This is a genomic window from Roseateles agri (assembly GCF_034043675.1).
GTDB lineage: Bacteria > Pseudomonadota > Gammaproteobacteria > Burkholderiales > Burkholderiaceae_C > KK5.
Window position 1 is genome coordinate 87,943 of the sequence record NZ_JAXCLA010000008.1, and the last position, 20,819, is coordinate 108,761.

Annotated in this window: 21 protein-coding genes and 1 riboswitch; of the genes, 9 read left to right on the forward strand and 12 right to left on the reverse strand. The window is 68.4% G+C overall.

Annotated features, from left to right (window positions below; genetic code table 11):
• Positions 1-2 precede the first annotated feature (2 nt).
• The 10 genes from SNE35_RS23195 to fliE all read right to left on the reverse strand — a co-directional run bounded on the left by SNE35_RS23195 (position 3) and on the right by fliE (position 8,729).
• Entirely contained in the window at positions 3-1,100 is a 1,098-nt protein-coding gene (locus SNE35_RS23195; RefSeq protein WP_320425402.1) for a flagellar hook-length control protein FliK, read from the reverse strand.
• 11 nt (positions 1,101-1,111) lie between these two features.
• Positions 1,112-1,423, reverse strand: coding sequence for a flagellar protein FliT (gene fliT / locus SNE35_RS23200; RefSeq protein ID WP_320425403.1), 312 nt, complete (start codon positions 1,421-1,423; stop codon positions 1,112-1,114).
• Positions 1,416-1,808 (reverse strand): flagellar export chaperone FliS, encoded by a 393-nt coding sequence (gene fliS, locus SNE35_RS23205; RefSeq protein WP_320425404.1) that lies wholly within the window; start codon positions 1,806-1,808, stop codon positions 1,416-1,418. Before fliS ends, fliT begins: the two co-directional genes overlap by 8 nt.
• A gap of 7 nt (positions 1,809-1,815) precedes the next feature.
• Positions 1,816-3,210 carry a flagellar filament capping protein FliD gene (gene fliD / locus SNE35_RS23210; protein ID WP_320425405.1) on the reverse strand — a complete coding sequence of 465 codons (1,395 nt, stop codon included), beginning with the start codon at positions 3,208-3,210 and terminating at the stop codon, positions 1,816-1,818.
• A 70-nt stretch (positions 3,211-3,280) separates the two neighbouring features.
• Positions 3,281-3,694 (reverse strand): flagellar FliJ family protein, encoded by a 414-nt coding sequence (locus SNE35_RS23215; protein WP_320425406.1) that lies wholly within the window; start codon positions 3,692-3,694, stop codon positions 3,281-3,283.
• Positions 3,691-5,004: a flagellar protein export ATPase FliI gene (gene fliI, locus SNE35_RS23220; protein ID WP_320425407.1), complete on the reverse strand. Its 1,314-nt coding sequence runs from the start codon at positions 5,002-5,004 to the stop codon at positions 3,691-3,693. Before fliI ends, SNE35_RS23215 begins: the two co-directional genes overlap by 4 nt.
• Positions 5,001-5,666 (reverse strand): flagellar assembly protein FliH, encoded by a 666-nt coding sequence (gene fliH / locus SNE35_RS23225; RefSeq protein ID WP_320425408.1) that lies wholly within the window; start codon positions 5,664-5,666, stop codon positions 5,001-5,003. The genes fliI and fliH overlap by 4 nt, the downstream gene beginning before the upstream one ends.
• Positions 5,666-6,670, reverse strand: a complete 1,005-nt coding sequence (locus SNE35_RS23230; RefSeq protein ID WP_320425409.1) for a FliG C-terminal domain-containing protein — start codon at positions 6,668-6,670, stop codon at positions 5,666-5,668. The genes fliH and SNE35_RS23230 overlap by 1 nt, the downstream gene beginning before the upstream one ends.
• Positions 6,667-8,361 (reverse strand): flagellar basal-body MS-ring/collar protein FliF, encoded by a 1,695-nt coding sequence (gene fliF, locus SNE35_RS23235; protein WP_320425410.1) that lies wholly within the window; start codon positions 8,359-8,361, stop codon positions 6,667-6,669. The genes SNE35_RS23230 and fliF overlap by 4 nt, the downstream gene beginning before the upstream one ends.
• Positions 8,362-8,411: 50 nt before the next feature.
• Positions 8,412-8,729, reverse strand: a complete 318-nt coding sequence (fliE, locus tag SNE35_RS23240) for a flagellar hook-basal body complex protein FliE (RefSeq protein WP_320425411.1) — start codon at positions 8,727-8,729, stop codon at positions 8,412-8,414.
• 594 nt (positions 8,730-9,323) lie between these two features.
• A riboswitch (cyclic di-GMP riboswitch) is annotated at positions 9,324-9,436 on the reverse strand.
• Between the two features lie 341 nt (positions 9,437-9,777).
• Here fliE and SNE35_RS23245 point away from each other — a divergent pair.
• The 9 genes from SNE35_RS23245 (at position 9,778) to SNE35_RS23285 (ending at position 17,775) form a co-directional block, all read left to right on the forward strand.
• Complete coding sequence (locus tag SNE35_RS23245; RefSeq protein ID WP_320425412.1) at positions 9,778-10,644, forward strand: FliM/FliN family flagellar motor switch protein; 867 nt, start codon at positions 9,778-9,780, stop codon at positions 10,642-10,644.
• A gap of 26 nt (positions 10,645-10,670) precedes the next feature.
• Positions 10,671-11,027 carry a FliM/FliN family flagellar motor switch protein gene (locus tag SNE35_RS23250; protein WP_431312779.1) on the forward strand — a complete coding sequence of 119 codons (357 nt, stop codon included), beginning with the start codon at positions 10,671-10,673 and terminating at the stop codon, positions 11,025-11,027.
• Positions 11,028-11,037: 10 nt separating this feature from the next.
• Positions 11,038-11,781, forward strand: a complete 744-nt coding sequence (gene fliP, locus SNE35_RS23255; RefSeq protein WP_320425413.1) for a flagellar type III secretion system pore protein FliP — start codon at positions 11,038-11,040, stop codon at positions 11,779-11,781.
• 1 nt (position 11,782) lies between these two features.
• Positions 11,783-12,055, forward strand: a complete 273-nt coding sequence (gene fliQ, locus SNE35_RS23260; protein ID WP_320425414.1) for a flagellar biosynthesis protein FliQ — start codon at positions 11,783-11,785, stop codon at positions 12,053-12,055.
• A 3-nt stretch (positions 12,056-12,058) separates the two neighbouring features.
• Complete coding sequence (locus SNE35_RS23265) at positions 12,059-12,841, forward strand: flagellar biosynthetic protein FliR (protein WP_320425415.1); 783 nt, start codon at positions 12,059-12,061, stop codon at positions 12,839-12,841.
• Positions 12,831-13,952 carry a flagellar type III secretion system protein FlhB gene (flhB, locus tag SNE35_RS23270; RefSeq protein WP_320425416.1) on the forward strand — a complete coding sequence of 374 codons (1,122 nt, stop codon included), beginning with the start codon at positions 12,831-12,833 and terminating at the stop codon, positions 13,950-13,952. Before SNE35_RS23265 ends, flhB begins: the two co-directional genes overlap by 11 nt.
• A 394-nt stretch (positions 13,953-14,346) precedes the next feature.
• Positions 14,347-16,446, forward strand: coding sequence for a flagellar biosynthesis protein FlhA (locus SNE35_RS23275; RefSeq protein WP_320425417.1), 2,100 nt, complete (start codon positions 14,347-14,349; stop codon positions 16,444-16,446).
• Between the two features lie 28 nt (positions 16,447-16,474).
• Entirely contained in the window at positions 16,475-17,122 is a 648-nt protein-coding gene (locus tag SNE35_RS23280) for a glycosyltransferase family 32 protein (RefSeq protein WP_320425418.1), read from the forward strand.
• Positions 17,119-17,775: a class I SAM-dependent methyltransferase gene (locus tag SNE35_RS23285; protein WP_320425419.1), complete on the forward strand. Its 657-nt coding sequence runs from the start codon at positions 17,119-17,121 to the stop codon at positions 17,773-17,775. Before SNE35_RS23280 ends, SNE35_RS23285 begins: the two co-directional genes overlap by 4 nt.
• A gap of 4 nt (positions 17,776-17,779) precedes the next feature.
• Here the strand turns inward: SNE35_RS23285 and SNE35_RS23290 are convergent, their stop codons facing one another.
• Both SNE35_RS23290 and SNE35_RS23295 read right to left on the reverse strand, forming a co-directional pair.
• The gene (locus tag SNE35_RS23290) at positions 17,780-19,732 is read right to left on the reverse strand and encodes an O-linked N-acetylglucosamine transferase, SPINDLY family protein (RefSeq protein WP_320425420.1); all 1,953 of its coding nucleotides are present in this window, start codon (positions 19,730-19,732) and stop codon (positions 17,780-17,782) included.
• Between the two features lie 75 nt (positions 19,733-19,807).
• Positions 19,808-20,713, reverse strand: coding sequence for a flagellin N-terminal helical domain-containing protein (locus SNE35_RS23295; RefSeq protein ID WP_320425421.1), 906 nt, complete (start codon positions 20,711-20,713; stop codon positions 19,808-19,810).
• Positions 20,714-20,819: the final 106 nt, after the last annotated feature.

Below are 20,819 nucleotides of genomic sequence, written 5' to 3' on the forward strand. Positions count from 1 at the left end.
GCTCAGCTCAGGGCGAAAGAAGAGGTGGATTCGTCGCTGGCCGCGAGCGCGCGGCCAGGGCGCTGCGAATCCTCATCACGCTGCTGCCAGGGCTGGCGCGGCGCGCTGCCGTCGCGGCCGGTGCTCGCGGCACCCGTGTCCGGCGCCGAGGCGCTGACCTGCACGACGACTTCGCCGCCCTGGCGCTGCTGCGCCAGGTTCCAGCGCATGCCTTCGCTGATCTGCTGCAGCTGGTGCACGACCTCGCCGTGCGTGGCGCTCAGGTTGACCTGCAGGGAGCCGGTCGCGTCCTGGCGGATCGCGATGTCGACGCGGCCCATCTGCGGCGGCTCCAGGCGGATCGTGGCCGTGTCGCTCTTGGTGGCGAGCTGCAGCTGGATGCGATCGCCCAGCGCCTGCATCAGCGGCGACTGCCATTGCTGCGCATCGCCGTGCGGCAGGCGCAGCACCGGGGCGGCCTGCGGGAGGCTGAACTTCGTGTCCGTGCTGACCGTGGCGTTGTTGCCGGCAAGAACCGGCAAGGCCGGTGCGGCAGCGCCGTCGTCGTCCTTGGCGGCCGGCTTGGCATCGACGCCGGCATCGGGCACAAAGGGCTTGGCTTCGATCACCTGGGCGGTGGTCGAAGCCGGAGCGGAAGCAGTCCTGGCGGCGACATCCGGTGCCAGGTCTTGCGCGACCGGGGCTGGAGCAGCAACCGATACCAGCACCGGGATCGGCGCGGCGGCGGGCAGCACGACGGCCGGCGAGGCGGCCTGCTCGTGCTCATGCTCGTCATCGGCAGCGGCCTTGTGCGGCACAGCGGCCGGCGGCTGCATCTGCAGCGCCACGGCCAGCGCCTGGGGCAGCGTGCCGGCCAAGTCGGCGGGCTGGTCTGTCGTTTCGGGCGCGGCATCCACTTCGGCGGCCACGGGCGCCTGCGGCTCGGCCGGCGCGGCCGGCACCGGCTGCTGGTTCGCCAGCATCTGCTCGGCGAAGCTGAGCAGCGCGGCGAGCGGATCGGCCGACGCGTTGCCGGTCGCAGCTGCCGCAGGTGCAGTGGCAGCGCCAGGCAGCGCGGCAACGCTCGTCGGCTCGGTGGGGGTCATGGTGAGGGTCTTCATCCGGATGTCCATCACAGGCCGCTGTCGCCCCACTGGTTGCTCTGCGAGTAGGCCTGCCAGCGGCCTTGCTGGCTGTTGATGCGGACCAGGGTCTGGCCCAACGTCTTCACCTCGGCGCCGCACTGGGCGGCCACCTGGCGGTGCACGGCGCGCAGGCGTTCGACGGCCTGGCGCTCGGCATCGCTCAGATCGGGCGGCGGGGCCAGCTGCGCGGCCAGCGCGGCGATCTCGGCGTCCACGCGCTTGATGCCCTGCCAGTCGCGGCGGGCGCCGGCCTGCTGCAGGCGCTGCGCCAGCGCGTTGATGCGGGAGGCCTTATCCACGGGCTTCCTGCCCCTGCACGGCCACCCAGCCGTTGCGCAGCGTGTGGATCAGCTTGCTGACCTCGTCGATCAGCGCTTCGTTCAGGTCGACGCCGGCGCGGTAGAGGCGCTCGGCGCAGTATTCGTAGAGGCGGGCGAGGTTATCCACGACCTCGCCGCCGGTGTCAGTCTCCAGGGCACTGGAGAGGCCCTGGATGATGGCCACGCACTTGTCCAGGCTGCGCGCCTTCAGCTCGTAGCGCTGGGCCACGACATGCCCGCGGGCGCGGGCCAGCTCGTCGAGCAGGCCATCCATCAGCACGATGACCAGTTGCACCGGCGAAGCCTGCGCGGTCTGGGCGTTGAGATTGACGGACTGGTAGCTTTGATAGGCGTCGTGGCTCATGTGTTTTCTAGCTCGTGCCCAGGGCGGCGAGCATGCTGGTCGTCTGGTCCAGTTGCGACTGCAGCTGCTGCAGTGCGGTGAACTGGGTGAGGTAGCGGGCGTAGGCCGCGTTGTATTGATCGTCGAGACGGGTCTGGCGGTCAGAGATGGACTTCTGCATCGTCTGCACCGAGTCCTGGCGCTGCTTGATCTGGCCGCTGGCGCTGTTGGTCCACTGGTCGGCCAGCTTGCTCAGGTCGCCGAACAGCGCGCTGCCGGTGCCTGCGGTCACGCTGCTGCCGGTGCTGCCGAAGAAGTCGTCCAGCGCCGCCGGCTTGGTGGCCAAGGTGGCATTGAGCTTGGTCGCGTCCAGCGTCATCACGCCGTCGCGGTCGATGCTGATGCCCAGGGTCCGCAGGCTCTGGCCGCCATAGGTGTTGCGCACCATGCTGGCCAGGCGGTCCTTCAGCGACTGCACGCCGGAATCGCTGGCGAAGGCCGCCGCGGCGGTGTTGTTCTTCGGGTCGGCGTTGGCCGTCAGCGTGTTCAGCGTCTTCTGCAGCGCGTTGAAGGCGTCGACGAACTTCTGCACATTGGCCTGCGTGCCGGAATCGTCCTTGGCGACCGTGAAGGTCACCGGTGCGTCGCTGGGGCCCTGGGCCTGCGTCAGGTTGATCGACACGCCGTCGATCACGTTCAGCGTGTTGCTGCCCTGCTGGATCTTGACGCCGGTGTCCTTGGCGCCCATCCAGACGATGGCGTCCTGCGCGGCCACCAGCTGGTTCGGCGCGGCCGACAGCGCGGTCTTCAGGCCGCTGGCCGGCAGGCTGCTCGCGTCCAGCGAGATCGCGCCGCCGGCGCCGCTGACGCCGGAGGACAGCATCAGCTGCGTGGTGCCGCCGCTGCTGACGACCATGGCCGTCAGCGAGCCGCCGTTGCCGGAAGCCTGGTTGATCGCGCGGGCGATCTCGGTCTGCGACAGGGTGCCGTCGCCATCGGTGTCGGCGCTGCTCAGGTCGACGTTGAAGTTGGTGCCGTTGGCGAGCGACACGCCCAGCGAGCCGCCGGCCGAGACGGGAATGGCCGGCAGGTCCTGGAAGGCCACCTGGTTCTTCGTCGCCAGCTGCTGCACATACATCTGGTAGCTGCCCGGCAGCGCGCCTGCGCTGGCCGTGGCGGTGCCGATCGCGCTGTTGCTGAAGCTGGCGCCCAGCTGGCTCAGCGACTTCTTGGTCGACAGGCCGGCGAGCGCGCTGCTGAAGGTGTCCAGCGCGGACTTCAGCTGGGTCAGGCCGGTCGTCGTGGCCTGCGCGGCCTGGGTCTGCGTGTCCAGCAGGCTCTGGGTCTGCTGGGTGTAGGCGGTGGCGAGCTGCTGTGCGGTGGTCGCCGGGTCGAGCGTGCTGGCGCTGATGCTGCTGGTCATGACGGGATCCTTTCCGGGTTGCTGGTTCCCGAGGAAAGGGCGACCGTTGTGGCCACGGGCTTAAATCCGCTCATGGGGCGGCCCTCCGCAGCCACACCTGGGTCGCCAGGTCGTCCTGCTGCTTCTGGGCGCGGCGACCTTCGGCCAGCAGCGCCTTGGCGCGGTTCTGGCGCAGCAGCTGGTCCAGCACCTCCTGCTCGCGCGCGGCAGCGCTGACGGCCTGCTGCGCCTGGCTGGCCTCGCTGCGGCGCAGCGCGAGTTCCTGGTGCTGCTGGTCGGCCAGCTGCAGCAGCGACTGCTTGTAGGCGATGGCATTCAGCGCCAGGCCGGCATTGCTGCCGCCGCCGACGCCGTGGGCCAGCGCCTTCAGGCGCTCGATGTTCGTCTCCACGCGGCTGCACATCGCCAGGCAGGCGGCCAGCTCGGCCTGGCGTAGCTCCAGCTCGCGGCCACGCAACTCGATCAGCAGGCTCAAGTGCTTCATGCGAGCAGCGCCTCCAGTTGGGCCAAGACCTGCTGCATCGGCGCCGCTTCGCGGGTGCCCTGCTGCAGGAAGGCCTCGATGCGCGGCATCAGCTGCACGGCGCGGTCGGTCTGCGGATCGGAGCCGGGCACGTAGGCGCCCAGCGGCAGCAGCTCGCGCACCTGCTCGTAGCGGGCCATCAGCTGCTTCAGCTGCACGGCGGCGGCCAGTTGCGGCTTGCCCGCCACCAGCGCAGCGCAGCGGCTGATGGACTGGCCGATGTCGACGGCCGGGTAGTGGCCGCGTTCGGCCAGCGAGCGGCTCAGCACGATGTGGCCGTCCAGGATGGCGCGCGCGGTGTCGACGACCGGATCCTGCTGGTCGTCACCCTCGGCGAGCACCGTGTAGATGGCGCTCATGCTGCCGTTCGGGTGCTCGCCGTTGCCGGCGCTCTCCACCAGCTCGGGCAGCATCGAGAAGACGCTGGGTGGGTAGCCGCGCGTGGCCGGCGGCTCGCCCAGGGCCAGGGCCACCTCACGGCGGGCCATCGCATAGCGGGTCAGCGAATCGACCAGCAGCAGCACGTGCAGGCCCTGGTCGCGGTAGTAGGCGGCGATCGTGTGGCAGAGCTCGGTGGCCATCAGCCGCATCAGCGGCGATTCGTCCGCTGGGGCCAGCACCACGACCGAGCGCGACAGGCCGGCGGGGCCCAGGCTCATGTCGATGAACTCGCGCACCTCGCGGCCGCGCTCGCCGATCAGGCCGACGACGACCACGTCAGCCACCGTCTGCCGCGTGATCAGGCCCAGCAGCACGCTCTTGCCCACACCGGAGCCGGCCATCAGGCCCACGCGCTGGCCGCGGCCCAGGGTCAGCAGGCCGTTGATCGAGCGCACGCCCACGTCCAGCGGCTCGTGCACCGGGGTCTTGCGCAGCGGGTTGACCTTGGGTGGCTGGCTGGGCAGCGGCGTGTCGCCGCCGAGCCGGCCGAGCCCGTCCATCGGCTCGCCGAGGCCGTTGACGATGCGGCCCAGCCAGCTGGTGCCGATCATCTGCGGCGTGCGCTCCGGCGCGGGCAGCACGCGCGCGCCGGTCATCAGCCCTTCCGGCTTCTTGAACGGCATCAGGTAGGACACCTCGTTCCTGAAGCCGACGACCTGGGCCGCCATCCACGGCTGGCCCGGGCCCATCTCGATCATGCAGCGCTGGCCGGTGCGCAGCGCGCAGCCGACGCTCTCCAGCAGCAGGCCGGTGACGCCGACGAGGCGGCCGGTCGGCGTGGCGACCGGCACATCGTCCAGCTCCAGGCGGCGCAGCGCTTCGGCGATCACGGCTGGCCTCCCGCGTCCATCAGCTGGTTCGAGACCTGCTCCATGCAGGCCGCCAGGCGCTGGCGGCAGCCGGCGTCGGCCTCGCGGTCGCCGGCCTTGACGCGGCATTCGCCGCTTTCCAGCCGCGCATCGGCCAGCAGCGTCCACTGTGCGGCGCGCTCGGGCGCCAGCTCGGTGATGCGCTGCAGGTCTTCGGGGTTCAGGTGCACCTCGATCGACCCATCGCGCGCCGGCGGCATCGCGGCCAGCGTCTCGTCGACGAGGGCCAGCAGCTGCGTCGGCTGCAGGGTCAGCTCGCAGCGGATCACCTGGCGGGCCACGCGGGCGACGAGGTCGACGACCTCCTTGCGCTGGGCGGCCTGGTAGTCGGTCTTGAGCTGCTGCAGCTCGGCGAACAGTGCGTCGACCGGCCGGGCGACGGGCTCGAAGCGCTGCTGCGCGTCCTTGCGGCCAGCGGCCATGCCGTCCGCATAACCCGTTACCCGAGCGGATTCATTGCCGGCCGCCACACCCTGGGCATGACCTTCGTCGTAGCCCTTGGCCAGGCCCTGCTGGAAGCCCTCGGCCACGGCGGCCTGGACATCGGCCATGCCGCTTTCCGAGCTCGACACATGGACCTGTGCCAAGGGCGGGAAACGGTGCGGACGCATCGTCTTGTTCATCACTCGACCGTCGCCTCGGCGAACAGCTGGATCTGGATCTCTTCGGCGTCGGCAAGCGCCTTGACGCGGGCCATCACCTCTTCGCGGGCCTGCTCGACGCGGCTCATCGGCACCGGGCCGGAGCGGCGGATCAGGTCCTCGAAGCTCTGCGCCTGGCGGCGCGGCATGGCGGCAAGGATCGCGTCGCGCACCGCGGGCTCGGCGCCCTTCAGCGCCACGGCCCACAGCTCCAGCGGCACCTCTTCGATGATGCGGGTCAGCGCGGCCTCGGGCTGGCGCGACAGCAGGAAGAAGTCGTACATGCTGACCTCGATCTCGCCGACCACCTCCGCGTCGTGCGCGCGCAGCAGCTCGACCATCTGCGCCCGGTCCTTGGGCATGCGGTTAATGATCTCGGCCGCCTGCTTGATGCCTTCCACCGTGGCGCCCTGCGCGCCCAGGCCGGTCAGGCAGCGCTCGACCAGCTCTTCCAGCTCGGCCAGCAGTTCGCCGTCCACCTCGGACAGGCGGGCCACGTTCAGCAGCACCAGGTCGCGGCCGGCGGCCGGCAATGCGTTGATGACCTCGCTGGCCAGCGCGGGCGGCAGGAAGGCGAGGAACACGGCCTGCATGCGCACATGCTCGTCGGCGATGGTGTCGGCCAGCCACTTGGGCGGGGCCCATTGCAGCCGCGCCATCTTGGGCCGGATCGCGTCGCCGTAGATGCTCTTGAGCACGCTCCCGGCGATGTCGCCGCCCAGCGCCAGGCCCAGCGAGCGCTGCAGGTAGCTGCGCGAGGCGCCGTGCACGCCGCTCTGCTGGCGGTAGTCGTCGAAGAAGCTCTGCAGCGAGACCTTGACGGAGTCCACCTTGATGCCGCTCATGCGCGACATCACCTGGGTCACCTCCAGCAGTTCCTCGCGCGACAGGCAGCGCAGCACGGCCGCGGCCGGCTCCTCGCCCATGCTCAGCAGCACGATGGCGGCCTGCTCGATGTGGCTCAGCTTGGTTTGTTCGGCGCTCATGCGGTTGTCACCTTCTTCTGAACCCATTGCTTGACGACCTCGGCCACGCGCTCCGGCTCCTTGGCGGCGAGCACCTTCAGGTGGTCAACCAGCACGTCCACGGGCGAGCCCGGCGGCGGCAGCTCGAAGTTCTCCAGCAGCGGCACCACGGGCATCGCGCTGCGGGCATCGCTGGCGAGTGCCGGCGTCGCGTTGGTGGGCTGAGACTCGTTGCCGAGTTGCGGCGCCGCGCCGTTCGTCTCGATCAGCGGCTCCAGCGGCGTGATCGCGGTGGCTGTCGGCGTGGCGGCGGGCGTCAACGCCTGCCTGGCCAGGCGCAGCGCCGGGCGGGCGATCAGCAGGTAGCCCAGCAGCAGCGCCACGCCGTAGCCGACGTAGCCGCCGAGGTCGATCAAGGTGTCCTTCTGCTCGTACCAGGGCTCGACGGCCGGGCGGCTCGGGAACGGCAGCGGCGTGACGCTCAGGCGATCGCCGCGCTCTGCGTTGACGCCCAGGCCCGCGGCCAGCATGGTCTCGATCTTCTTCAGCTCGGCGGGCGCCCATTGCTTGGCGCCTGCCGGCGCAGCGGCGTCGTTCAGCACCACTGCCACGTTGAGCCGGGCCAGGCGGCCGCGGCTGCGCTTGATCTGGGTGATGCTGCGGTCGTAGGCGTATTGCTTGGTCGTGGCGTTCTTGCGGGCGCTGGCGGCGTTGCCGTCGTCGGGGCCGGAGGCAGCGCTTGACGGCGCGTTCACCGGCCGGTTGCTCAGCGAGCCGGGCACGCCCATGGCGATGCGCTCGCGATCGGTTTCCTCGCGCATCGCCTCGTTGGTGACCTTGGGCGCATCGCCGTACTGCTCGCGCGTTTCCTGCACGCGATCGTTGTCGACCTCGGCGGTGACGCTGAGCTTGTAGTTGTCTTCGCCCAGGGTCGGCGCCAGGATGTCGCGCACATTGCGGCGCACTTCGTCCTCGAAGCGCTTGGCGGCGTCGCTACCCTGGGCGGCCACGCCTTCGGCGCCTTCGCTGAGGTCCACGCGGGCAGACAGCAGGTTGCCGGCCTGGTCCACCAGGCTCACGCGCTGCGGGTCCAGGCTGGCGACGCTGCCGGCCACCAGGTTGATCGCCGCGGCGATCTGCTCGTTGGACAGGCGCTGGCCGGGCTTCAAGGTGAGCACCACCGAGGCGCTGCTCTTTTCGCCGTCGTTGACGACGAACGAAGACGACTTGGCGATCGACAGGTGCACCCGCGCGCCCTCGACGGCGTCCAGCGCCATCATGCTCTGCGCCAGCTCGCCTTCCAGGCCGCGGCGGAAGCGCACGTCCTGCACGAACTGGCTGACGCCCAGCGGATCGTTGCGGTCCATCAGCTCCAGGCCGCCCGGCAGCTTGGCGACGACGCCCTTGGCGGCCAGCAGCATGCGGACGCGGCCGAGCTGGCTCTCCGGCACCAGCACCTGGCCGCTCTCCGGATGGACGCGGTAGGCGATGTGCTCGGCATCCAGCACCTGCATCATCTCGCCGGCCGCGACCTTCTCGCGCTGGCCGAACACCGGCCGGTAGGCCGACTGGTCGCGCCACATCAGCATCAGCGCCAGCGCCGTGCCGCCGACGGCCAGCGCCAGCAGCGGCACCAGGCTGCGCGCCAGGCCGGCCGGCATGGCGGGGAGCTTGGGCGCGAAGCCGAGGCGGGAGGACAGGGTCTTGAGCATGTGGGGTTCGAGGAGGAGTGGACGGGGTCAGGTCTTGCTGATCGACAGCGTCAGAGCTGCAGCTTGATGAGTTCGTCCATCGCGCCCATCACCTTGTTCCGCACCTGCATCAGCATCGAGAACGACAGGCTGGCGTCCTGGCTGGAAAGCATGGCGCCCACGAGGTCGTCGCTCTGGCCGCTGTCCACGGCGGCCATGCGGTCGGCGGCCGCGTGCTCCTTGCCGTCGACGCGCTGCAGCGCGTCCTGCATCGACTGCGCGAAGCCGCCGGATGCCGCCGCGCCGCCGTTTGCCGCCACGGGCGCGACCGCACCGCCGAGTTGCGCCGCATCGCCATCGATACGGCCCAGCGATTGCTGGATCGCCATTTCGAAAGCGTTTGCGGAAGGATTCGCTGGAATGTTCATCGTCGTCCTGGGTCGATAAATACCAGTTGCAGAGAAAATCGCAGGCAAAGCAAGGCCACGGCCTTTTATTCAAAGACCTGAAAATTGCATTACCTGGATTGCGACAGATATTTAATCTGGCGCGTCTTCTAGATATGTCGCAGGATTATTTGATTTCGACATTTCGGATTCGTGACGTGCATCCGAACAATCCTGCGACAAACCTCATGGAGGCGTATTTATAACCACCATGACTTCCCCTGGTTTTTCCGCCTGCGCAATTCGCGCGACAGTATTTAAGTTTTGATTCAAGGCCGACGCCTTGAGAGTGGGAACCGGGCTGATTTCAGCGCCGCAGGCACGGCCGATCCGGCTGCCGAGGCAGCAGACAGTGCGGATGGGAGGCGATGGCGCGGTGCTGGTTCATCTTCCGGATTCCCTCGATGTTCGGGTTCTTGTTCCAGAAGCACAGCTCTTGCTTGGCCAGGGGGGCCACAACGGATCGCGGGAACGATCCGGCAGACGATGAAGGCCTGCATAGGACTCGCGCGGCACACGAGCCCAACAGACTTCAGGTCTGGCAACCCCGCTATCGTGACCGGTTGAAGCGCCTCAGTGAGAGGCTTCGACCGGCTTTAGACCGGAGGCTTTGCGACCCCGGCTTTCGCTCGGGTGTGCCCTGATGTAGCGAACTGTATCTACGCTGCTGCACTGCCGCAAGCTTGCAGCAACATATTCAGGAATATTCGAAACGCAGCGTGACTTTGTGCACGCCCCGGCATGACCGGGCGCCGCGGCTCGGCCCCGTTCATTCGCTATGCGCACAATTATGTCGAAGCGATGACGGCTTTTGTGTATAGCTTTGACTATGGTTTCATGGCGACCGGAAATCAAGCGTGCTTAAGCGGAATGACTGGTATTTGTGTGAGTTATTTCCGGCGCAACGGATCTGATTAATTCGGAGGCAATTGAATTGACTTCAATACTCCTAGAATTCGCCCGCCTGCCCTTGTGGCGAAGATTCCGACCCATGACCGCCAAACTCAAAGTTCCGACCTCCTTTGCGCCGCACCGGCACACGGTGCTGGACCCGCGCAGCCTCGGCCGTCCGGTCCATCTGCTGAAGGACTTCGCGAGCGAACTGCGCAGCCTGATCGAAGACCTGTTTCGCCAGGCGCTGAACCGCCGTTACCGCGCGGGCTACGCGCTGGGCGAAATCGGCATCGAGCCCGCCGGCACGCCGCTGCCGCCGGGCGCCTGGCTCAGCGCCGAGCACCGCCCGGGCCGCCTCTCCTGCCTGCTGGAGCGCAGCCTGGTGCTGAGCGTCATGCACTACCGCTACGGCGCCCAGGCGCCGCAGGCGGGCACGGCCGACGCGGCGCCGGCCGAGACGAGCACCGAAGAGCGCCTCACCGGCCTGCTGGGCCAGCAGATCCTCCAGGGCCTGGCGACCCGCCTGATCGACACCGGGCCCGCCGCGGCCGCCGTGTCCTTCGCGCCCGCGCTGCGCCTGGCGCCGACGCCCGACGCCTGGCTGATCCGCGTGCCGGTGCGCGACGAGTCGCAAGGCCTGGACAGCACCCTGCTGCTGGCGATCGACGGTGCCTGGATGAACCAGCTGCTGCGCGAGCGCGAGCCGCACCGCGCGGCCACACCCGCCACCACCGCCCTGCCCCAGCCGCGAGAGCTCGCAGCCCGCCTGCCGCTGAAGCTGGCCGCACGCCTGCTGCAGACCGAGATGCCGCTGGGCGAGCTGATGGACCTCAAGCCCGGCGCCGTGATCCCGGTGAGCCTGAAGGCCACCGAAGTCCTCGTGGACGGCGAGCGCCTGTTCACCGCCAGCGTGGCCGAGCACCAGGGCAAGCTGTGCCTGACCTCGTTCACCGATGCCGATTAAGTAACTCGTTATCCACACACACCATCATGACCAACGACACGACCTCGCTCGATGCCCTGCTGGCCGACCTGCCGGTGGAAGACGCCCAGCCCGCCATCGTCGACGCCACGCCGGCCAAGCCCTCGCGCGACCTGCCCAAGCTGATGCGCAAGATCCCCGTGACCCTGACCCTGGAAGTCGGCGAGGCGCGCGTCTCGCTGGCCGACCTGATGGCGCTCGGCGCCGACAGCGTCGTCGAGCTGGACACGCTGGCCGGCGAACCGCTGACCTTGAAGGCCAACGGCTGCACGATCGGCCGTGCCGAGGTCGTCGTCGCTGGCGAGAACTACGGCCTCAAGGTGATCGAGATCGCCGGCCTGGACCTGGACAGCCTCGCCGGCTGACGAGCGCCCCATGAAGAAGACCCTGGGCCGGCTCGCCGGCCTCGGCCTGCTGCTGCTGGCGCACCCAGTGATCGGCGCGACGCTGAAGATCACCGGCGCGGCCGAGGGCGGAGCGGCGAACGAGTTCACCGTCAAGACGCAGGTCCTGATCATCATGACCCTGCTCGGGCTGCTGCCCGTGCTGGTGCTGATGATGACCAGCTTCACGCGCTTCGTGATCGTGCTGTCGCTGCTGCGCCAGGCGCTGGGCCTGCAGCAGGGCCTGCCGAACCGGCTGATCACCGGCGTGGCGCTGATCCTGACGATGCTGGTGATGCGGCCGGTGGGCGACCAGATCTGGACCGAGGCGATGCAGCCTTACGACCAGGACCGCATCGGCCTGGAGCAGGCGCTGAAGATCGCCGCCGCGCCGATCTCCCGCTTCATGCTCGCGCAAACGCACAAGAGCGCCCTCGCCCAGATCTCCGCGCTGGCCGGCGAAGGCAAGATCGACAAGCCCGAGGACCACGCCTTCACCGTCAAGCTTGCGGCCTTCGTGCTGAGCGAGCTGAAGACCGCCTTCCAGATCGGCTGCATGCTGTTCATCCCCTTCCTGGTGATCGACCTGGTCGTCTCGTCGGTGCTGATGGCAATGGGCATGATGATGCTGTCGCCGCTGGTGATCTCGCTGCCGCTGAAGCTGCTGCTGTTCGTGCTGGTGGACGGGTGGACCTTGACGGTGAACACACTGGTCACGTCGGTCAGGGCCTATTGAGATGTTGACGCCCGAAGTCGCCACCGACCTGATCAGCGAAACGCTGCACGTCGTCATGCTGCTGGTCACGCTGCTGGTCGTGCCAGGCCTCGTCGTCGGCCTGCTGGTGAGCCTGTTCCAGGCCGCCACGCAGATCAACGAGCAGACGCTGTCTTTCCTGCCCAAACTGCTGGTGACCCTGCTGGTGGTGGGCCTCGCCGGCCGCTGGATGGTGGGCTACCTGATGGACTTCTGCGTGTCGATCTTCCAGCGGGCTTCCACGCTCATCGGCTAGACGATGGACGAGATCCTGCCGTTCAACCAGTTGGTGACGATGCTGAGCGCGCTGTGGTGGCCGTTCTGCCGCGTGCTGGCCATGTTCAGCGCGAGCCCCATCGTCGGCGAGAGCATGGTGCCGGTCACCGTGCGGGTGCTGCTCTCGCTGGTGCTGGCCGTGGTGCTGATGCCGGCATCGCAGGCCACGGCGCAGGTCATCAATCCGCTGTCCATGCATGCGCTGGTGGCCACCGGCGAGCAGGCGATCCTGGGCTTCGCGCTGGGGCTGGCCTTCCATCTGGTGGTGTCGGTGGTGACGACGCTGGGCTTCCTGCTGTCCTCGCAGCTGGGCCTGTCGATGGCGGTGATGAACGATCCGATGAACGGTGCATCCAGCGACGTCGTCACCGGCCTGCTGAACGTGCTGTGCATGCTGACCTTCTTCTCGGTGGACGGTCACCTGTTGCTGACCGGGGTGCTTGGCGCGAGCTTCAAGGCCTGGCCGGTCGGCGCCGGCCTCAGCACGCTCGCCATGCAGACGGTGGTCTACAACGTCGCCTGGGTGCTCTCCGCCGCGATGCTGCTGGCACTGCCGGTCGTGTTCTCCACCCTGGTCGTGCAGATCGGCATGGGCTACCTGAACCGCGTGGCGCCGAGCCTGAACCTGTACTCGCTGGGCTTCTCGCTCGTCACGCTGTTCGGCCTCTTCATGTTGACGCAGGTGATGGTCCACGTGCCCGAGCACTACCTCGCGATGACGCGCAGCGTACTGGACATGATAGAGAAAGACCTGCATGTCCACTGACGCCGGCGACAAGACCGAGAAGCCTTCACAGCAGAAGCTGAGGAAGGCGCGCGAGCAGGGCCAGGTCGTGCGCTCGCGCGATCTCGCCACCGCCATCGGCGTGCTCGTGAGCTTCAAGCTGCTGCTGGCGCTGATGCCCGGCTACCTCGAAGACTTCCGCACGCTGTTCCAGCTCTCCTACGCACCGCTGGGCAGCGAAGGCGCGCTGGACAACCTGGGCTCCGCCTTGCCGCTCGTCGCGATCCTGCTGGTCGTGAAGATGGTGGCGCCGCTGCTGATCGTGCCCGCCGCGGCGGTGGCCGGCTCGCTGCTGCCCGGCGGCTTCGTGTTCAACATGGGCAAGTGGCTGCCCGACTTCGCGCGGCTCGACCCGATCGCCAACCTCGGCCGCCTGGTCAGTCCGAAGGCGCTGAGCGACCTCGGCGTGTCGCTCTTGAAAGCCGGCTGCCTGATCGCCGCGCTGATCCACGTCGGCCACGGCATGGCCAGCGACTACGCGGCACTGCAAGGCATGAGCCTGGACCGCGCGCTGCTGCGCGGCGCCGAGCTGATGAGCAGCGGCGTGATGACGATGGTGGCGGTGTTCCTGCTGTTCGCCCTGGTCGACGTGCCGCTGCAGACCTTCTTCTTCCTGCAGGGCCAGCGCATGAGCAAGCAGGAGATCAAGGAAGAACACAAGAGCATGGAAGGCCGGCCCGAGGTCAAGCAGCGCGTGCGCCAACTGCAGCGCGCGCTGGCCCGCCGCAGCGTGCGCCAGACGGTGCCCGATGCCGACGTGGTCGTGATGAATCCCGAGCACTACGCGGTGGCGCTGAAGTACGACGCGAAGCGTGCCGAGGCGCCGTTCCTGGTCGCCAAGGGCGTGGACGAGATGGCCTTCTACATCCGCGAGATCGCGCGGGAGCACGAGGTGCAGGTGCTGACATTGCCGCCGCTGGCGCGGGCGATCTACAACACGAGCCAGGTGCAGCAGCAAATTCCGGCTTCGCTCTATCAGGCGGTGGCGCAGGTGTTGAGCTATGTGATGCAGGTGGATGCGTTTCGGCGGGGGGCGCGGCGGTCTGAGCCGGAGTTGCCGGTGGATTTGCCGGTGCCGGTGGAGCTGACATGAACCTCGTTGCATTCGGCTTCTGCCACGGTGCCGGGTCTCGCCACGACGGGCGCCGCGCAGCGAGCGCCCCATCGAGGCGATGCGCAGCGAGCCGATCAGGCTTCGGGCCCCTTGTGCAGCCGCCGAGAAGCGCAGCGGCTTGGGACCGTGAGCGCAGCGAACCTCGTGATCTGACTTCGCGCCGTCTGTCTGAGCGGAGCGTAGCGCAGCGAGTTTGGCGCGGGGCCCAAGTCGCGAGCATCGCAGGGCACCCGCAGCGAAGCGGAGGGCGGCGGAAGCAGGGTCGCCTTTCTTTGCTTACTTTCTTTGGCGAAGCAAAGAAAGTGAGTCGCCCGCCGGGGCGAGACCCGGCACCTTGGCGAACGACTAGCGCGAAAAATTCAGAGCAACATCCATGAACTTCTTCCAACGCATCAGCGCCGAACTGAAGCGCCACCGCATCGCCAGCCCCCTCTTCCTCATGGCCATCCTGGCCATGGTGATCCTCCCGCTGCCGCCAATCCTGCTGGACGTGCTCTTCACGTTCAACATCGTGCTCGCGCTGGTGGTGATCCTGGTCAGCGTCAACAGCCGCCGGCCGCTGGACTTCTCGGTCTTCCCGAGCATCATCCTGGCCACCACCTTGATGCGGCTGACGCTCAACGTCGCGTCCACCCGTGTCGTGCTGCTGCACGGCCACGAGGGGACGCACGCCGCCGGCCAGGTGATCGAGTCCTTCGGCAACGTGGTCATCGGCGGCAACTTCGTCGTCGGCCTCGTGGTCTTCGTGATCCTGATGGTCGTCAACTTCGTCGTCGTGACGAAGGGCGCGGAGCGGATCTCCGAGGTGTCGGCGCGCTTCACGCTGGACGCTCTGCCCGGCAAACAGATGGCGATCGACGCCGACCTGAACGCCGGCCTGATCAACCAGGAGCGGGCGCAGCAGCGGCGCAAGGAGGTCGGCTCCGAGGCGGACTTCTACGGCGCGATGGACGGTGCCTCCAAGTTCGTGCGCGGCGACGCGATCGCGTCGATCCTGATCTTGCTGATCAACATGGTCGGCGGCGTGGCGATCGGTGCGCTGATGCACGACCTGAGCTTCGCCGATGCCTTCCGCCAGTACGCACTGCTGACAATCGGCGACGGCCTGGTCGCGCAGATCCCGGCCCTGCTGCTGTCGGCCGCGGCGGCGATCATCGTCACCCGCACCAGCGATTCGGGCGATTTCGAGGACCAGGTCGGCGAGCAGTTGCTGGCCTCGCCGACGGTGCTCTACAGCGCCGCCGGCGTGATGGTGATGCTGGCCGTGATCCCCGGCATGCCGACGACCACCTTCCTCGGCTTCGCCGCGGCGCTGGGCTATGCCGGCTGGCGGATGGCGCAGCGCGCCGGCCAGCGGCCGAAGTCGGCGGCCGCGGACACACCGGCGCTGGAGACCGCCCTGCTCACCGCGCCCGCACCCGAGCTGGACTGGCGCGCGCTGCCGCAGGTGGAGGCGCTGGCGGTGACGGTGGGCTACAAGCTCGTCTCGCTGGTCGATCCGGCGCAGGGCGCGCCGCTGCTCAAGCGGGTCAAGGGCATGCGCCAGTCGCTCAGCGAGGCGATGGGCTTGCTGATCCCGGCCTGCGTCGTCCGCGACGACCTGACCCTGAAGCCCTCGCAGTATTCGATCCTGCTCAGCGGCGCCGTCATCGCGCAGGCCGACGTGTACCCGGACCGGCTGATGGCCATCGCCTCGGCCCAGGTCTATGGCGAACTGGACGGCGTGCCGGGGCTGGACCCCGCCTACGGCCTGCCGGTGATCTGGATCGAGGCCGCGCAGAAGGCGCACGCGCTGGGCCTGGGCTATCAGGTCGTCGACGTGCCCAGCACGATCGCCACGCACCTGTCCAAGATCATCCGCGACCAGCTGGCCGAGCTGCTGCGCTTCGAGGACGTCTCCGCGCTGCTGGAGCGTCTGGCCGTGCAGTCGCCCAAGCTCTCGGCCGCGCTGGACAAGGCCTACACGCCGAGCCAGTTGCTGAAGATCCTGCGCCTGCTGCTGGCCGAGGGTGTGTCGATCAAGGACATCGTGCCGATCGCCAGCACCTTGATGGACAACGTGGAAACCACCAAGGACCCGATCCTCCTGGCCGCCGAACTGCGCGTGACCTTGCGCCGCCAGATCGTCGGCGGGCTGTGCGGCCCGGTCGGCGGCATGACGGTGTTCAACCTCGGCAACGAGCTGGAGAACCTGCTGCTCGGCGCGCTGAACCAGGCCCGCCAGTCCAACGCCAAGCTGGCGCTGGACAGCTTCCCGGTCGACCCGCAACTGCTCTCGCAGCTGCAGCAGCACATGCCCGCGGCGCGCGACACGATGAAGAACCAGGCCAAGGCACCGCTGCTGCTGGTGATGCCGCAGATCCGCCCGCTGCTGGCCCGCTACGCGCGGTTGTTCGCGCCGGGGCTGCATGTTCTTTCCTACAACGAGGTGCCCGAGATGCGAGAAATCAACGTCGCCGGCACGCTCGGATAACCCATTACTTCAACGGAGCGAGATCACGATGATCCCCCGCGTCATTCACACGATCTGGGTCGGCGACGAGTCGAGGCGCCCGGACAACTGCATCGCCACCTGGCGCAACAAGAATCCCGGCTGGCAGCTGAAGGTCTGGGGCAACAAGGAGCTGGCCGAAACGCCCTGGGTCACCAGCCGCCACATGCAGGCGATGGCCCAGCGCGAGCTCAACGGCGTGGCCGACCTGATGCGCTGGGAGATCCTCTGGCGCGAGGGCGGCTTCGTCGTCGACGCCGACAGCATCTGCCAGCGCCCGCTGGAACCCTGGCTGTTCGAGTGCGACGCAATGGCCTGCTGGGAGAACGAGGTGATCCGCCCCGGCCTGATCGCCGCCGGCTACGTGGCGGCCGCGCCGCGCAACCCCTTCTTCGCGAAGATGGTGCAGGACCTGATGAACATGCCGCAGGTGGACGACCGCATGGCCTGGCAGAGCGTGGGCCCGCTGTTCCTCACCGAATGCCACCGCCTCTACCAGTACGACCGGCTGACGATCTGGCCGAGCCACTTCTTCATCCCGCGCCACTTCAGCAGCGAAGCCCGCTACGGCGGCCGCGGCCATGTGTTCGCCGACCAGGAATGGGGCAGCACGCTGGGCACCTACGACCAACTGCACAAGAAGGCGATCGCGGCATGACGACCGAAGGCAACAACATCCTGCTGGGCGCGCCGAAGACGCCGGTCTCGCCGCTGGAGTCGGCGCACGCGCCCTACTTCACGCAGAAGATCCGCGTCGGCGAGGACCTGAAGGGCCGCAACCGCATCGAGGTGCTGCAGCAGATGTGCGCCGGCCGGCGCGTGCTGCACGTGGGCTGCGTGGACTGGCCGATCACCGACCTGAACCAGTCGCTGCACCTGCAGCTGGACAAGGTCTGCGCGCAGCTCGACGGCTTCGACATCCACGCGGAAGTGTTCGACCAGATGCGCCCGCACCTGAAGGGCCGGCTGTTCTCCGACTGGTCGCAGGTGACGGACCACTACGATCTGGTGCTGGTGCCCGAGGTGATGGAGCACGTCGGCAACGTTGAGGACTTCCTGAAGCAGCTCGAGGCCCTGCAGGCCGACGAGTACGCGATCACCGTGCCCGACGCCTACAGCTGCTTCCGCCGCCACTTCGACTACAGCTGCGGCGCGCAGACCTTCGTCGAGGCGGTGCACCCCGATCACAACTGCTGGTACACGCCCTACACGCTGGCCAACACGCTGCGCAAGTACACGAGCTGGCAGCTGGACGGGATGTTCTTCTTCAACCAGATGTCGCTGCTGGCGCTGGCGAGTACCCCGCGCTGAGGACTCAGGCCCCCGCCGCGAGGAAGTCCGGCGGCAGGCCGGCCGTGTGGCGCTCCCACATCCGCGTCAGCAGCGCCTCGAAGTCCCGCGCATAGCGCCGGCCGTCGAACAGCGGCAACTCATGCCGCTGCTCGCGCAATTGCAACTGCGCGCGGCGCAGCGCCGTCATGTCCTGCGTCATTGCCACCGCTTTGTCTACATAGGCCTGCACCGTCGGGCAGATGAACTGCGGCTGGCCGCAGGCGCTGACGAGGCTGGCGGCAACTCTCGAGGCGAAGGTGGAGCCCGGCAGGGTCAGCACCGGTACGCCGGCCCACAGCGCCTCGCTGGCGGTCGTGTGGGCATTGCAGGGCCAGGTGTCGAGGAACAGGTCGGCGCATTGCAGCCGGGCCAGGTTCTGCTCGGCGCTGAGCAGCGGCGCGAAGACCAGCCGCGACGCGGCCACGCCGCGCAGCGCCATCTGCTCGCGCAGGTTGGCCTCGGCCACCGGGTTCCAGGACAGCAGCCACAGCACGGCCTGCGGCGCGGCGCGCAGGATCCGGCCCCAGGCATCGGCCACCTCGGAGCTGATCTTCGCGCTCTGGTTGAAGCAGGCGAACACCGGCGCGTCCTCGGGCAGGCCCAGCTCGGCGCGGGTCGGGGCCAGCGGCAGCGCGCGGCGGCTGTCGTTGGGCTGGTAGCTGTGCGGCATCTGCGCGATGCGCTCGCTGAAGTGGCCGGCGTGCGCCAGCGGCGTGACGATGCGATCGCCGATCAGGTAGTCGATGAAACCCGCGCCGCTGGTGCCGGGGAAGCCGAGAAAGCCGACCTGCAGCGGTGCCGGCCGATGGGCCAGCGCGTGGAAGCGGGTGTCGCGCGTGTGGGACTTGAGGTCGATCGCGATGTCGATGCCGTCATCGCGCATACGCTGCGCCAGCTCGGCATTGCCGATGCGGCCCACGGCGCGGAAATGTTCGGCGGCGGCACGCACACGCTGCTGCAGCGCGCTGCCGTCCTCGGGGCTGTGGCAGTAGAGAAAGACCTCGAAGCGTTCGCGGTCGTGCAGTTCCAGCAGCTCGGTGATCAGCAACGCCGTCGCGTGGTTGTGGAAGTCGCCCGACAGGTAGCCGATGCGCAGCCGCCCTTCGCGCCGAGGCTGCGCCGGTGCCGGCAGCGGCGTGATGCCGGCGGCCAGCGCGGCGCTGTTGAGCCGCGCCACGCGCAGGTGCTGCGCCGGCCGCGCCGGAATGCTCAGCAGCGAGAAAGGCACGACGCGGCGCACCGCCTCGTCGCTGCCTTCGGTGAGCGCCTGCAGCAGCGCGGTCACGTGATCGGGCAGCTGGGCCCACTCGCCGGCGCGCTGCAGCTCGTGCACCAGTTGCGACAAGGCCAAGGTGCGGACTTCGCCGCTCTTGTCCACGGTGGCGGCCGTCTCGAAGCAGATCGCCGCGTCGCGTGGACGCTCGATCAGCTGGAAGGCAACGCCCAGGCGCTGGTGGGCCAGCGCGTTGAACATGTTCAGGTTCAGCGTCTGCAGGAAAACGGGGATCGCCTCGCCGGCGCGCTGCGCAGCCAGCAGGGCCTCGCCGTGCTCGAACAGCAGCTCGGCGTCGGGCGCGGCGGGCGCTGGGAAGTGGTCGAACAGCCTCGCGGCCTCGTCGCCCCGCTGCAGCTCGCGCAAGGTCTTGGACAACAGCCGGCAAGCCAGCGCGTTGTCCGGCTGCAGCGCCAGCGCCTGGCGGCCGCAGCGCTCGGCCTCGCCCAGCTCGCCGCGACCCAGCTTCAGGCTCGCCAGGCTCAGCCAGTACAGCGCGTCCTGCGGCGCCAGCTCGATCGCCTGCGCGTACTCGCGCGCGGCGATGCTCCATTGCTGCTTGGCCGCGGCCTGCTGGCCGGATTCCCAGCAGCGCTGGGCATGCTGGCTGAGCGCCTGCTGGCGCTTCGCGGGACGGCTGGGGATGGCTTGCGGCTGCGGCATGGTGCGGACTCGATCAATAACGGATGCGAAAAAAGCCAGGCACGCGGCCTGGCTCCGTTGTCACTGCCTGGGGAATTACTGCAGCAGGGACATGACCATGCCGGACATGCTGTTGGCCTGCTTCAGCATCGACGAGCCGGCCTGCATCAGCATCTGCTTGGTCGTCATCGTGGACGTTTCCGTCGCGTAGTCGGTGTCCATGATGCGGCCCTTCGCCTGCGAGACGTTGGTGCTCATGTTCTGCAAGTTGTTGTAGACGTGGTCGAGGCGGTTGGAAGCCGCGCCCAGTGCCGAGCGGACCGTGCCGACAGAGGCGATCGCCGTGTCGAGCGCGGTGATCGTGGCGGTGGAGCCGATTTCGGTACCGACCGTGCCGGCCGTGGCCGTGGTCTTGTAGGTGGCGCTGATGCTGCCCAGGTCTCCGGCGTCGTTGGTCAGCTGCGACAGCGAAGCCGAAGTGTCGACCTGCATTGTTTCAGCGGCGCTGGAGCCGATCTGGAAGGTCACGCCGCCGGTCTTGCCGAGCATCGAAGTGCCGCCGGTCACGCCCGCTGCGGTGGTGCCGACGCCGAACAGCGCCTGGCCGCCGAACGTCGTGTTCTTCATGATGTTGGTCAGTTCGCGGCCCAGCGAGTCGTACTCGGCTTGCATGGCGGTCTTGTCGGCGGCGGTGGCGGTGCCGTCGGCGCCTTGCGTTGCCAGGTCCTTCATGCGCAGCAGGATGTTGGTCGTTTCGCTGAACGCGCCTTCGGCGGTCTGCATCATCGAGATGCCGTTCTGCGAGTTGCGCATGGCAACGGCCTGGCCGCGGGTCTGTGCGTCCAGACGCGTGGCGATCTGCAGGCCGGCGGCGTCGTCCATTGCGGAGTTGACGCGGCTGCCGGTGGACAGGCGGGTCATCGACGTGGACAGGGCCTTCTGCGAAGCACCCAGCGAGTTCTGGGCGGACAGGGAAGCGGCGTTGGTATTGAGGCTCAACATGATGGGTAGCTCCAGGTTGGGTTGCTTGGCGGGGCATGGTGTCCTGCCCTCACCAGCACAAGGCGACACCGGCGCGGCGGAACTTAAACAGCCACCGCAAAAAAGT

Bases quoted from the DNA above. Each gene is read 5' to 3' on its own strand.
- SNE35_RS23195 (WP_320425402.1), bottom strand. From the start codon at position 1,100: ATGAAGACCCTCACCATGACCCCCACCGAGCCGACGAGCGTTGCCGCG.
- fliS (WP_320425404.1), bottom strand. From the start codon at position 1,808: ATGAGCCACGACGCCTATCAAAGCTACCAGTCCGTCAATCTCAACGCC.
- fliD (WP_320425405.1), bottom strand. From the start codon at position 3,210: ATGACCAGCAGCATCAGCGCCAGCACGCTCGACCCGGCGACCACCGCA.
- SNE35_RS23215 (WP_320425406.1), bottom strand. From the start codon at position 3,694: ATGAAGCACTTGAGCCTGCTGATCGAGTTGCGTGGCCGCGAGCTGGAG.
- fliH (WP_320425408.1), bottom strand. From the start codon at position 5,666: ATGAACAAGACGATGCGTCCGCACCGTTTCCCGCCCTTGGCACAGGTC.
- SNE35_RS23230 (WP_320425409.1), bottom strand. From the start codon at position 6,670: ATGAGCGCCGAACAAACCAAGCTGAGCCACATCGAGCAGGCCGCCATC.
- fliF (WP_320425410.1), bottom strand. From the start codon at position 8,361: ATGCTCAAGACCCTGTCCTCCCGCCTCGGCTTCGCGCCCAAGCTCCCC.
- fliE (WP_320425411.1), bottom strand. From the start codon at position 8,729: ATGGCGATCCAGCAATCGCTGGGCCGTATCGATGGCGATGCGGCGCAA.
- SNE35_RS23245 (WP_320425412.1), top strand. From the start codon at position 9,778: ATGACCGCCAAACTCAAAGTTCCGACCTCCTTTGCGCCGCACCGGCAC.
- SNE35_RS23250 (WP_431312779.1), top strand. From the start codon at position 10,671: ATGACCAACGACACGACCTCGCTCGATGCCCTGCTGGCCGACCTGCCG.
- fliP (WP_320425413.1), top strand. From the start codon at position 11,038: ATGAAGAAGACCCTGGGCCGGCTCGCCGGCCTCGGCCTGCTGCTGCTG.
- fliQ (WP_320425414.1), top strand. From the start codon at position 11,783: ATGTTGACGCCCGAAGTCGCCACCGACCTGATCAGCGAAACGCTGCAC.
- SNE35_RS23265 (WP_320425415.1), top strand. From the start codon at position 12,059: ATGGACGAGATCCTGCCGTTCAACCAGTTGGTGACGATGCTGAGCGCG.
- flhB (WP_320425416.1), top strand. From the start codon at position 12,831: ATGTCCACTGACGCCGGCGACAAGACCGAGAAGCCTTCACAGCAGAAG.
- SNE35_RS23275 (WP_320425417.1), top strand. From the start codon at position 14,347: ATGAACTTCTTCCAACGCATCAGCGCCGAACTGAAGCGCCACCGCATC.
- SNE35_RS23280 (WP_320425418.1), top strand. From the start codon at position 16,475: ATGATCCCCCGCGTCATTCACACGATCTGGGTCGGCGACGAGTCGAGG.
- SNE35_RS23285 (WP_320425419.1), top strand. From the start codon at position 17,119: ATGACGACCGAAGGCAACAACATCCTGCTGGGCGCGCCGAAGACGCCG.
- SNE35_RS23290 (WP_320425420.1), bottom strand. From the start codon at position 19,732: ATGCCGCAGCCGCAAGCCATCCCCAGCCGTCCCGCGAAGCGCCAGCAG.
- SNE35_RS23295 (WP_320425421.1), bottom strand. From the start codon at position 20,713: ATGTTGAGCCTCAATACCAACGCCGCTTCCCTGTCCGCCCAGAACTCG.